This is a genomic window from Puniceicoccaceae bacterium (genome assembly GCA_040224245.1).
In the GTDB taxonomy this organism is placed as follows: domain Bacteria; phylum Verrucomicrobiota; class Verrucomicrobiia; order Opitutales; family JAFGAQ01; genus JAKSBQ01.
This window is the reverse complement of record JBEGIR010000089.1, coordinates 1-11,307: the sequence shown is the minus strand read 5'-3', so window position 1 is coordinate 11,307 and position 11,307 is coordinate 1. Positions and strand designations below refer to the sequence as shown.

Annotated in this window: 7 protein-coding genes; 4 read left to right on the top strand and 3 right to left on the bottom strand. The window is 53.9% G+C overall.

What is annotated here, in order from left to right; genetic code table 11:
• Window positions 1-68 precede the first annotated feature (68 nt).
• From ABQ298_15210 to ABQ298_15200, 3 genes are read right to left on the bottom strand one after another with little or no spacing between them, the layout of a single operon-like run.
• Window positions 69-719 carry a LemA family protein gene (locus tag ABQ298_15210; GenBank protein ID MEQ9825732.1) on the bottom strand — a complete coding sequence of 217 codons (651 nt, stop codon included), beginning with the start codon at window positions 717-719 and terminating at the stop codon, window positions 69-71.
• 36 nt (window positions 720-755) lie between these two features.
• Window positions 756-1,463 carry a hypothetical protein gene (locus tag ABQ298_15205; GenBank protein ID MEQ9825731.1) on the bottom strand — a complete coding sequence of 236 codons (708 nt, stop codon included), beginning with the start codon at window positions 1,461-1,463 and terminating at the stop codon, window positions 756-758.
• Between the two features lie 36 nt (window positions 1,464-1,499).
• Window positions 1,500-2,291 carry a TPM domain-containing protein gene (locus tag ABQ298_15200; GenBank protein ID MEQ9825730.1) on the bottom strand — a complete coding sequence of 264 codons (792 nt, stop codon included), beginning with the start codon at window positions 2,289-2,291 and terminating at the stop codon, window positions 1,500-1,502.
• A 216-nt stretch (window positions 2,292-2,507) separates the two neighbouring features.
• Here ABQ298_15200 and cimA point away from each other — a divergent pair, with 216 nt between their 5' ends.
• The 4 genes from cimA to ABQ298_15180 all read left to right on the top strand — a co-directional run bounded on the left by cimA (window position 2,508) and on the right by ABQ298_15180 (window position 11,210).
• Window positions 2,508-4,109, top strand: a complete 1,602-nt coding sequence (gene cimA / locus ABQ298_15195; GenBank protein ID MEQ9825729.1) for a citramalate synthase — start codon at window positions 2,508-2,510, stop codon at window positions 4,107-4,109.
• 456 nt (window positions 4,110-4,565) lie between these two features.
• Window positions 4,566-8,423: a TonB-dependent receptor plug domain-containing protein gene (locus ABQ298_15190; GenBank protein MEQ9825728.1), complete on the top strand. Its 3,858-nt coding sequence runs from the start codon at window positions 4,566-4,568 to the stop codon at window positions 8,421-8,423.
• 442 nt (window positions 8,424-8,865) lie between these two features.
• Window positions 8,866-10,530, top strand: coding sequence for an N-6 DNA methylase (locus ABQ298_15185; GenBank protein ID MEQ9825727.1), 1,665 nt, complete (start codon window positions 8,866-8,868; stop codon window positions 10,528-10,530).
• Between the two features lie 17 nt (window positions 10,531-10,547).
• Entirely contained in the window at window positions 10,548-11,210 is a 663-nt protein-coding gene (locus tag ABQ298_15180) for a hypothetical protein (protein ID MEQ9825726.1), read from the top strand.
• Window positions 11,211-11,307: the final 97 nt, after the last annotated feature.

The window sequence follows — 11,307 nt, the reverse complement described above, 5'->3', positions numbered from 1 at the left end:
TTGAGACTTGAAGCAGGTGCTTCGTCAGTTTGACTGACGACGCACCTGTCGTTTCAGCGGCGGACGGCTCAGTCGAAGGAGACTGTGGGTGCAGCTTCGGCACCCTCTGTGGATTCGAAATATTCATCCCGCACGGCGAATCCCATCAGATTTTGGGGAAACTGGCGAACATAGGTATTGTAGGCCTGGACTGACTCATTGTAGCGGCGGCGTTCCACGGAGATCCGGTTTTCGGTTCCCTCAAGCTGTGCTTGCAGGTTGAGGAAATTTTCATTGCTTCGCAGCTGCGGATAGTTCTCCGATACCAGCATCAGCCGACCCAGCGCACCCTCCATGCGAGAGGCAACGGCGGCCTTCTCCCCCGTGCTGCGGGCTTCTCCCCATTGTGAGCGCAGGCGCGTGACCTCAGTCAGAATTTCCCGTTCCTGTTCGGCAAAGCCCTTGACGGTATTGACAAGGTTGGGGATGAGATCGTAGCGGCGCTGCAGCACGGTTTCGACCTGGGCCCAGGCGGTGTTGATGCTCTCATCGAGCACCTGTACACGGTTGTAGCGCGGCACAATGGTCGCAAACGCGATCAGCGCGGCGACAACGATGAGGGCGACAAAAGACAGGATCACAACCAGTGCAGAACCTGCCTGGCGCCTGGACGGTGAGTTGCGGTTCATGAGTCTGTTGGAATGGGATGTGGTGTGCATGGGTGGAAGTGTGAGTTGCATATAGAATGGTGGTGGAGAAGTATGGTTAGCGCAGGATCAGAGAGAGTCGATCTTGTCGGAAACCTGCTCAATGAGGCGCAGGTAGCGTTCAAAGAGTTTGTGGATGTGCTGGCGATCTCCTGACGCTCCGCCTTGGCGGAGTTGCTGGATGTCGGCGAGCACTGCAGCGTCCTGTACCTTGAGCTGATTGGCCAGCAGGGATGCTGCGGATGCTGCATCGGTGGGTGCGGGTTGTCCGAGAACCCTGGCCAGCGCAGCGAACAGGGATTCAAAAGTCGGGAGCGAAAGCGCGAGCGTTTGGGCAAGTGTTTTGGGTTTTCCACCGGAAATCAGAAACGCCTCGCGCAGTTGCAGCAATTTTCCCTTGAACTCGCTTTCGAGCTGAAGGCGTAGGTTGGCGTCCGAGACGCTCAACTCAGGAACCAGATCGTTCCCGTGCATCACCTGATAATGCGATTGCACGGCCAGGCATTCGATCGGGAAAACATCGGTGGATTTCAGCAGTCGTTCGCGGGTGAAAATTTTGGGAAAGGGGTGGCGCTTCCGGATCCACCGGTTGACAGGTTCGGAGAGGGCCTGAAGTTCTGGCACACCAAGGGAATCGACAATGACCAGGAGCTGAATTTCTTCGGGTTGTGCCGTATCCGGATTCCGGCATGCCGGACCATACCAGATCACGGACTGAAGTTGGGAACCCAGTGCTTTTTGGAGGGTTTCGACAAATCGATTGATTTCGGTTTTCATGATAAATTGTTTTGTGGGTTGGTTGGGGTTGAAGCATTACCAGCCTCCGCTGGCACCGCCACCACCGGAAAAGCCGCCACCAAATCCTCCGAATCCACCGGAGCCAGAGCTTCCGAAGCCCCCGCGAGAGCTTCCGCGAAATCCTCCGCTCATGAGCAGGAGCGGTAACATTGAGCGGTGGCGCAGGTGGCGGGATCGGCGACCCGCACCGGAGAAGACGGAAATCAAAACGATGATCCAGAAGATCACATTCACCAGTCCGGAACCATCCCGCTCTGAAGCTTTGCCCCGGTAAGTGGCGGCCCCTTCCACGGTTTTGCCCTCGGCTTCAGCAACGGTACCGATGAGTGTGCGAACGACTACTTCAATACCGCCTGCGATGTCGCCTTGCTGGAAGCGCGGACGTGCGATGTCGCGGATCAGGCTGGCGGCCAGCGTGTCGGTGATGACGGGTTCGGTGCCGTAGCCTGTTTCAATGCGCATCTGCCGCTCTTCCAGTGCGATGAGAAAGAGGATGCCCCGGTTGTCCGGGCGTGTGCCGATGCCCCAGTGTTCGTAGAGGCGGTTTGCAAAATCATCGATTTGCCCTCCTTGCAGGGAGGGTAGTGTGACTACGACCACAGGCGTGTCGAGGCTGCGGAAAGCGGTGGTCAGAAAACCCTCAAGGCGGCTTTCGGTGCGCGCATCGATTTGCTCGGCAAAATCATGAATGGCCCGATCTTGCCGAGGCAGGTTTTGCCAGAGTTCGACAGCGGCGAGCGCCGTGCTCAAAAGCACGAGCACGATGCTACAAAGCAGGCGTGACGGTTGGATGGAGCGGAGAAGCATGATGGATGAATGTGTTCCTGACAGACTCAACCGTCAAGTGTGCTCGCTATTCGATGCAAAGTGAAGGGGCATCGTTTCCCTGCAGGACGCCAGTGGCTGCTAGTGCCATCTGGGGCGACTGCTGGAGCGGTTTTGAGGTTGCATCCCGGCTGGATTTCTTTTCTTTTCGAGGTTTTGCCCGTTCTTTCCGGCTGTCCTTGAACGAACTGAAAACCCATGTCCAGCGATTCGACCGTTCTCATCTATGATACGACCCTGCGTGATGGTACCCAGGGCGAAGGTGTTTCCTTTTCCGTCAATTCCAAACTGCGCATCGTGAAAACGCTGGATCAGTTTGGCGTCGATTACATTGAAGGAGGGTGGCCGGGATCCAATCCACGCGACATGGCGTTTTTTGAACAGGTTCGGGAACTGAAGCTGGAGCATGCCAAAATTGCTGCCTTTGGTTCCACGCGACGTGCAAAAACCCCTGTGGAGCAGGACCCGCAGATCCAGATGCTGCTCGATGCGCAGACGCCGGTGATCACGATTTTTGGAAAAACCTGGCTGCTGCATGTCACCGAAATCCTGCGCACCAGTCCGGAGGAGAACCTCGCCATGATCGAGGAATCGGTGGCATACCTGCGTTCGCAGGGGCGAGAGGTGGTTTATGATGCCGAGCACTTTTTTGACGGATACCTGGACAATCCGGGCTATGCCATTCAGACCCTCGAATCTGCTGTAAAGGGAGGAGCACAAACCCTGGTGCTCTGCGATACCAATGGGGGGAAAATGGTGCCTGAAGTGAGGGAAATCACCTCCGAGGTCGTGATGCGATTTCCATCCGTGCGGGTCGGTGTGCACTGTCACAATGACTGCGGTCTGGGAGTGGCGGTCAGTCTCGCAGGTGTGGAGGCAGGTGCATCCCACGTGCAGGGCGTCATGAATGGTTTTGGTGAGCGCAACGGGAATGCCAATTTGACGACGATCATTGCCAATCTGGGACTCAAGATGGGATGTCGCATGCACTGCAGTCCACACCTTGGCAAACTGCGGGATGTGTCGCTGTTCATTGACGACATGGCAAACCTGCGGCCTGACATTCGCGCCCCCTTTGTTGGAGCAACCTCCTTTGCCCACAAAGGCGGAGTACATGCCAATGCGGTTGAAAAGGTGCGCCACAGTTACGAGCACATTGACCCGTCTCTCGTGGGCAACCGTACAAGGGTGCTGGTTTCAGATATGTCCGGGCGCAGCAGTGTGATGATGAAGGCCAGGGAGATGGGGCTGGAGTTGGATGAAAAATCTCCGGCCATGAAGGATTTTTTGTCGGAGTTGAAAGAACTGGAGTTTCGCGGCTATGAATTCGAAGCAGCGGATGCGTCCTTCAAACTGCTGATCGAGCGTTTTCTGAAGGGACGTGAACCACTGTTTGAATTGATCGACTATCGCGTGATTGTGGAACACCGCGGCGAAGCGGGTCTGCTCTCCGAGGCAACGGTCAAAATCAACGTGCATGGCAACATCCGGCACACTGTGGCGGAGTCTCATGGACCTGTCGGTGCGCTCGACCTTGCCCTGCGCCGGGCGTTGGAGAGTGATTATCCGGTGATCCGCGATGTGCAGCTTGTGGACTACAAGGTACGCATCCTTGAAGGCGCGGATGGAGCACAGTCGAAGATTCGCGTGCAGATGGAAAGCACGGACGGCACAGCGACCTGGGGAACCGTGGGTGCCTCAGACAACATTGTCGAAGCCAGCTGGGCAGCATTGAAAGACTCCGTGGAATACAAGATCTACCACCTCGAGGGCAATGGTGCCTCTGGTGAGGAAGGGTGAGGCCCGTCAGGCGCAGCACAGAGGGTTCAGTGCTGAGAAGACATACTCTGCTTAACCTTAAGGCAAGAGCATGACCTATGACTTAGGTCATAGATTCTATACGGCTTCTGTCCGCTTGACCCGACGCACCTCGACTCTAGGCTTTGGCTATCGTCAATTCTTTATTGATTCACGACCCTGAATTCTTTTGCTACCCAAACCTACCCAATTAAACGTTTTATCCCCTAAGTAAAATCCCCCGGCGTTATTGCTGTGATTGGATTGTTTCGACCTGACGGAATCCCTTCACTTGCCGCCGTACACCCCTGTTGTTTTGTGCGTTGATGCGTGGTTGGACACCACGAATTGATAGCCTGTGGGCTGTGCTGTGCCCTGTGCGAGCGCCGGAGCCAAGCTTTGTGCATCGAGACCGTGAGGTTTCACTGTATGAAAACAACTCACCCATCAAAAACTATCATGATGAATGATCTACTGAACAAATGGAAATATGTGCCCATCCTCTTATTGGGTACATCCTTCCTGAGCCTGCAGGCTCAGGATGCCGTTTCGGATGGAGCAGAACTGGACGAAGACGTCTACGAACTGTCTCCCTTCGAAGTCTCAACCGATTCCGATGTTGGCTATCTGGCAACCCAGACGCTGGCCGGAACCCGAATTCGAACCGACCTCAAGGACGTGGGATCTGCGATCTCGGTGGTAACCTCCGAGTTCATCAACGACGTTGGTGCGACGGACAATTCCACCCTGCTGCAATACACGACCAATGCTGAAGTGGCAGGCACCCGCGGTACTTACGGCGGCCTTGGCACAGGCACCTCTCTTGATGAGTCTGGAAGCCTGCGCGCGCCGGGTGGAGCCCAGCGTGTGCGCGGCCTGGCTGCGGCGGACAATACGCGTGACTTCTACATCACCGATATTCCGTGGGACAGTTACATCACCAGCCGTGTGGACATTCAGCGTGGGCCGAACGCCTTGCTGTTTGGTCTCGGAAGCCCGGCAGGTATCGTGAATGCGTCACTGGACACCGCCGAGTATTATGACATGGGCGAAGTCAGGATTCGCGTAGGCGAATATGGCAGTGTTCGTGGCAGCTTCGACGTCAACCGCGTGATCATCGACGATGTGCTCGCCGTGCGCGTGGAAGGTCTTGCGGACTACCAGAAATTCCAGCAGGACCCGGCGTTTGAAGATGATGAGCGTGGATACCTTGCCGTGCGTTGGAACCCGAAGTTGTTCGATCCGGAAACCTTCCGCACGACCATTCGTGCGAACTACGAAAAAGGCCAGATCGATGCCAACCGCCCGCGCATCCTGCCACCCTATGACAGCATCACGCCCTGGTTTGCACCAGCCGCCAATGGCTATGGCACCTGGACGGTGAATTCGGGCATGGGCATGACTCCGGTTACCAATCCCTACGATGCCAACAATGACCGCTTCGACACCTACCCGACGTCGGGACCGGGTGCGGCCTCGTATGGTATCAACATTCGCAACTCGGCAAATGATAACTATCAGCCCTGGATTTCGGGTGTAGTGAACCAGCAGCAACCACTCTATTTCATGGATGGCGCCACGGGCGGCATCATGGGTGCGACTGCGGGTTACATCAACGTGGGTGCTCGCATGCCCAATGGCAATGTGCGCGGACCTTCCGATGGAATCTTTGGCAAACAGTATGCGGAGCAGTTCTATCGTCTTGCGAGTTATGACGGTTTTGCGCGCAATGCTCAGCTTCCCCTGTTTGGATCGGGCCAGTACCGTGCCAAGTCCCTCACCGATGCCAGTGTCTTCGATTTCTACAACAAGTTGATCGACGGTGACAACAAGCGTGAGTGGGAAGAATGGGATGCCTACAACGTGACCCTGACCCAAACGGGCTGGGGAGATCGTGTCGGTCTTGAACTGTCCTTTGACAAGCAGGAATACACGCGGGGCGGATTCAGCTTCGTCCCTTACACACCGACGCTGACAATTGACATCATGCGCAATGGACTCGATTACTACACTTACGGTAGCAATCTGGACGGGATCACCTCGCAGACCAATGTCAACTTTGGACGTCCGTATGTGATTTCCGATGCAGGTGGACGCGGAAGCTCCTATACAAGTGACCGTGAGTACTATCGTGCGTCGCTCTACGGTGAGTTTCGCCCGGAAGATGTGACGGACCGTGACTGGATTTTGAAGATCTTCGGGCGCCAGCGCCTGAATGCGTCCTACAACGAGGAGCGCTACTTCTTCGAAAACCGCTCCTGGCGCGGTGTGGCTAATGACCGTGCATGGGGTGGATACTGGAATGACAATGATGGAAGCCGTTCACCCTATAACGACCGTGTTCCGGTTGCCGCGATCTACCTCGGATCCTCGCTCGCGGGTGCAACCTCAGCGAGTGGAGCAAATATTCCAAATATCGCGAAGCCTATGGCTTTTGAGTCACTCAACGTTCGCCTGTTTGACTCCAACTGGGCACGCTATGATGTGGATCCCGGTGCCGTTTGGAACGTTCCGAGTTCTTTGAGCAAAGTCTATCCCCGTGATGCTGACGGATACGCACCCGACTGGGGTGACAACGGTCCTGCAGGTTATACGGGTACTGAAGATGCAGACCGCTACTTCACACAGGCATCCAATCCCGCAAACTACAACGGCTGGATGGGGTATCCGCTGAACCTGATCAAGAACGATTACAAAGGCAACAACCTCAGCCTGCTGGACAATGCGTCGCAGACCTACCGGAAAACAACCTCGCAGGTGCTGACCTATCAGGGCTACTTCTGGAACGATGCCATCGTGGCAACGGCGGGTTGGCGCAAGGACAAGGTGAAGACCAAGGATGCGCGTGCCCTGCCGGTTCCCGCAAATCGCAGCATGTTGGACATGAACAGCTATCGTCTGCCGGACGAATTCCCCGAAACGCAAATTTTCGAGGATGAATCGACCAGCTATGGTGCCGTATTGCACGTGAATCAGCTCTTTGGTGAGCGTGATCCGTTGCCATTCAATGTCAGCTTCTCCTACAACAAGTCGAGCAACTTCCAGGTGGTTCCGGTTCGCCGTGGCATCTATGGAGATCCGATCGGAAATCCCAGCGGTAAGACCAGGGACATCGGCATCGTTCTGTCGACCAAGGATAACAAGTACTCGTTCCGTGCGATCAAGTACAAGACCGAACTCAATGATGCGAACTCGACGCTGAGCGATCAGAATGGAGTGGGAGGCATCATCTCCAACGGTCTCAACTGGCGCAATGTTTACCTGTACGACCTGGCTGCCTATGACTATGGTGGACGCGAAGCGCCCAGCTATCGCAATACCTGGACCAACCCGTATCCCATCGAAGGCTTCGACGACATGAGTGAGGCCGAGCAGGAAGCGGCGCTTGCGGCAACGCAAGCAGTAGAAGATGCTGCGATCCGGGGCTGGAACGAAATCCAGGCCTACTTGACGGACAAGGGCTTCTTTGAGGCTTGGGGATTCAATCCGGTGCCGTTGCAGTACCTGACCGACCGTTCAACCTATGAAGCCACTCTTCAGGACAATCCGGGAGGTCTGCCCCTGCCAGCCTCTCAGTACATCCCGCCTGCAGACAACGTTTATGCCTATGGTGCGAGCGCGCCCCAGGGTTTTGCGGTGACTTCAGATACGGTGTCGGAGGGCTATGAGTTCGAATTGACCGCCAACCCGATTCCGGGACTTCGTCTGTCGATCAACGCATCGAAGACCGAAGCGACCCAGACCAATGTCGGTGGTACCGATCTTGCGGAGTATGTGGAATACCTCGATTCCGTGCTGTCAGATGGTGCGGGCAACCCAACCCCTGCCGGATTGCTCGCCCGTTGGGGTGGTGCCGGCAATGCGATGTATAACAGCATCTGGGCACCCTGGCGCGCGAACTACGTTCAGCTCAAACTGAGCGAAGGCACGCTCTCTCCGGAAGTGCGCAAGTGGCGCTACAACATCGTGGCGAACTACACGATCCAGGAAGGGCGTTTTGAAAACCTCGGCTTTGGTGCAAGCTATCGCTGGCAGGACAAGGTGGGCATTGGATATCCGGTTCGGGAAACTGCAACCGGCTACGAATTCGACGTGGAGAACCCAGTCTACGGTCCGACCGAAGGATCGGTTGACATGTGGGTCAGCTACGCCAAGCCGCTGACGGACAAGATCGATTGGAGCATCCAGCTGAACGTTCGCAACGTCGGCGACAGCGAAGGTCTGATTCCGATCTCGATCAATCCCGATGGTTCGTATGCGTCAGTTCGCATCCGTCCCACTCAGGAATGGTTCATCACCAATACCTTCTCTTTCTAGGTGTCATACGTAGGGTGATTTCAAAGGTGGATCGTCCCTGGGATTTGGTTGGACGATTCACCTGATGAAATCTTGGTTGGATGGAATTTGGGTATTGCCATTCAACCCGTTTTACACCGAAGGGTAGCGGGCCTCACATGAGGTCCGCTTTTTTTTGGGGGTGTGATGGAATTGAGAATCGGATACTTCTCGGTAACCTTCTGAGCCTCCTTTCGAATTGACTCAGATTCACTGGGTTCGCACGATCAAATGTGTTGGTAAAACTCAAGTTGCAGGCAGGTTTTGCGCCAGCTGTATTGCAACGATACTTGAGTCAGCCAATGATTTTCTGCCTCGTTAGAACAAGCAACTTATGAAACCTCAAGAAGCATCTTCCATAGCTCGATCCAGCGGAGGTTCATCGTTGATATTGAGGGAAGATCAGCATTTTTTCTCGGAATTGATGAACGCAACCCTTCCGATTTCTGAAGCAAAAGAGAATCACGGTGAGGTCTTCACCCGACGTTGGGTTGTGGACTTCATTCTGGATTTGGCGGGCTATTCTAAGGATGAAGATTTGGCCTACAAGACAATCGTTGAACCCTCCTGCGGCTCTGGTGCCTTTTTGATCGCTATCGTGGAGCGATTGATTCACTCTGCCAAGCGCCACCAACATAATCTGGAGGATCTGGGATGTGCGGTGCGAGCATTTGATCTGATCGCCTCCAATGTAGAAAATGCCCGCCGGAACGTGCTGAAGGTTCTGATCGCAAACGGGGTTTCCAACTCTGTTGCAACGGTTTTGATTGATGCTTGGATTTCGCAAGGTGACTATCTTCTCCAGGATTACGATTTCAACTCGGTTGATTTTGTCGTGGGAAACCCACCTTATGTCCGGCTGGAGAATGTGGATCGAGGCATCATGGAAGCCTACCGAAAATCTTGCTCTACCATGCGTGGAAGGGCTGACATCTACGTTGGGTTTATTGAACGAGGACTGCAGACCCTCAAACCGTCTGGAACTCTGGCTTTTATCTGCGCGGACCGTTGGATGCGAAATCAATATGGAGCAGGTCTTCGCGAGTTCATCACTTCAAAATACGCGATTCAAACGGTCGTTTCGATGCACGATGTGGATGCGTTTGAAGATGAGGTTTCCGCTTACCCGGCTGTTGTGGTGCTTCAGAACAAGATTCAAGAGAAAATATCCGTGATTGACGTCAATTCCGGATTTAATGAGCACGAAGCCGGACGCGTTGCCGAGTGGGTTCTTTGCGGCAAGGAAAGGTCCATTGAAAACTGTTCGTATGAAGCAAGCAGAATTGATCGCTGGTTTGAAGGTCGAGACCTTTGGCCCTCGGGTTCTCCTACTCAGCTTGCTCTGATCGCGGAACTTGAATCGAGATTCCCCCCTTTGCAGGATTTTGCAACTGGCACGAGAGTCGGCATTGGCGTTGCGACAGGATGTGATCAGGTTTTCATCACAAACGATTCGAATCTGGTCGAACCCGAACGATTGCTTCCTTTGCTACAGGCTTCCGACATCGCAAATGGAAAAAACCACTGGTCTGGAACCTATCTCGTAAACCCATGGAATGCCACAGGACTCGTCGATTTGGAAAAATATCCTCGCTTGGCTGAGTATTTGCGGGACAATGAAATGCGCCTCAAAGCCCGCCATATTGCAAAAAAACGACCTGATTTGTGGTATCGAACTATTGATCGGGTTCACGGGGATCTCTCGGGTCGAGCAAAGCTGGTGCTCCCCGATCTGAAGGCGGCCGCGCACCCCGTGCTCGATGACGGAAGCTTCTATCCCCATCATAACCTTTATTATGTGGTTTCGGAGAAATGGGACTTGAGAGTTATGGGAGGGATCCTGCTCTCGGATATAGCCAATTTGTTTGTCGGTGCCTATTGTGTAAGAATGCGGGGAGGCACCTATCGATTCCAGGCCCAATATCTTCGCCGCATTCGTGTTCCAGATATCGAATCGATCAGCAAATCGCATCGGAATCTTCTTGCTGAGGCGTTTGAGCGTCGAGACCGCGATCTTGCGACTCAGATTGCATTTCAGGTGTATGGAATCCATGAATCCTTTCGTTTGGATAAATCCCTGGTAGCGTAGAATACTTGAGCAACACAATGGACCCCCTGAAACTCGCACTCATTGACACATTCATTCACAAGAGTGAAAGATCTGCGAACCGATGTAGAGAACTCGCCCAATACACCAAAATCCGTCTCGAGCAAGAGAATCCGAATATCGAAGGACTGACTCTTGAACGGCGGATTGCGAGTCTTTCGAAGATAAAAAATTGGGATCTTGTTGCACCTCAACGTGGTCGACCCCGGTTGGCGGTTTCCTTTAAAGCTTATGCTTCGAAAGGAACGAAAAATGTTTCGAATCGCTTGGATGAAATCCTTGGCGAATTATCGGAGATGCAGAACATGCATCCAGAAGTTATTTCTGGGTATGTTATGGCAATCGATCTCGATAAATTAGGGGATGGAAGTATCGATCATTCGGAGAGTCGATTCAGTGATCTCATTGAAAAATTGACTCGGGTTACGATACGCAATGCTCCAGCGTGGATGCCCGGAACACTTGAAGCATTTCTGCTGATAGGTATTCGACTCTCAGGCTCGGATAGTGTGAGTGTTGAAAAACTTGCATCGTACAACCATCGCGGGGAGATGGATTTTTTTAAAGCATTGTCAGATCACTACAAGGACCGGTTTGAACCCGAGGAACTTGAAGCAGGAACAGAGTCAAATACTCGCATTCCGAAGAAACCGGGCACCTGAAACGGATCCTGTATCGACGCTGGACTGCGATTACCAAGCGATGGCCAGAGACGTTGAATCCGGATTCATGCGTAGGGGTTTTGGGGGGGGGGGGGGG

Excerpts from the sequence above, each read along its gene's own strand:
- ABQ298_15210 (MEQ9825732.1), bottom strand. The coding sequence starts at position 719 with ATGCAACTCACACTTCCACCCATGCACACCACATCCCATTCCAACAGA.
- ABQ298_15205 (MEQ9825731.1), bottom strand. The coding sequence starts at position 1,463 with ATGAAAACCGAAATCAATCGATTTGTCGAAACCCTCCAAAAAGCACTG.
- ABQ298_15200 (MEQ9825730.1), bottom strand. The coding sequence starts at position 2,291 with ATGCTTCTCCGCTCCATCCAACCGTCACGCCTGCTTTGTAGCATCGTG.
- cimA (MEQ9825729.1), top strand. The coding sequence starts at position 2,508 with ATGTCCAGCGATTCGACCGTTCTCATCTATGATACGACCCTGCGTGAT.
- ABQ298_15190 (MEQ9825728.1), top strand. The coding sequence starts at position 4,566 with ATGATGAATGATCTACTGAACAAATGGAAATATGTGCCCATCCTCTTA.
- ABQ298_15185 (MEQ9825727.1), top strand. The coding sequence starts at position 8,866 with ATGAACGCAACCCTTCCGATTTCTGAAGCAAAAGAGAATCACGGTGAG.
- ABQ298_15180 (MEQ9825726.1), top strand. The coding sequence starts at position 10,548 with ATGGACCCCCTGAAACTCGCACTCATTGACACATTCATTCACAAGAGT.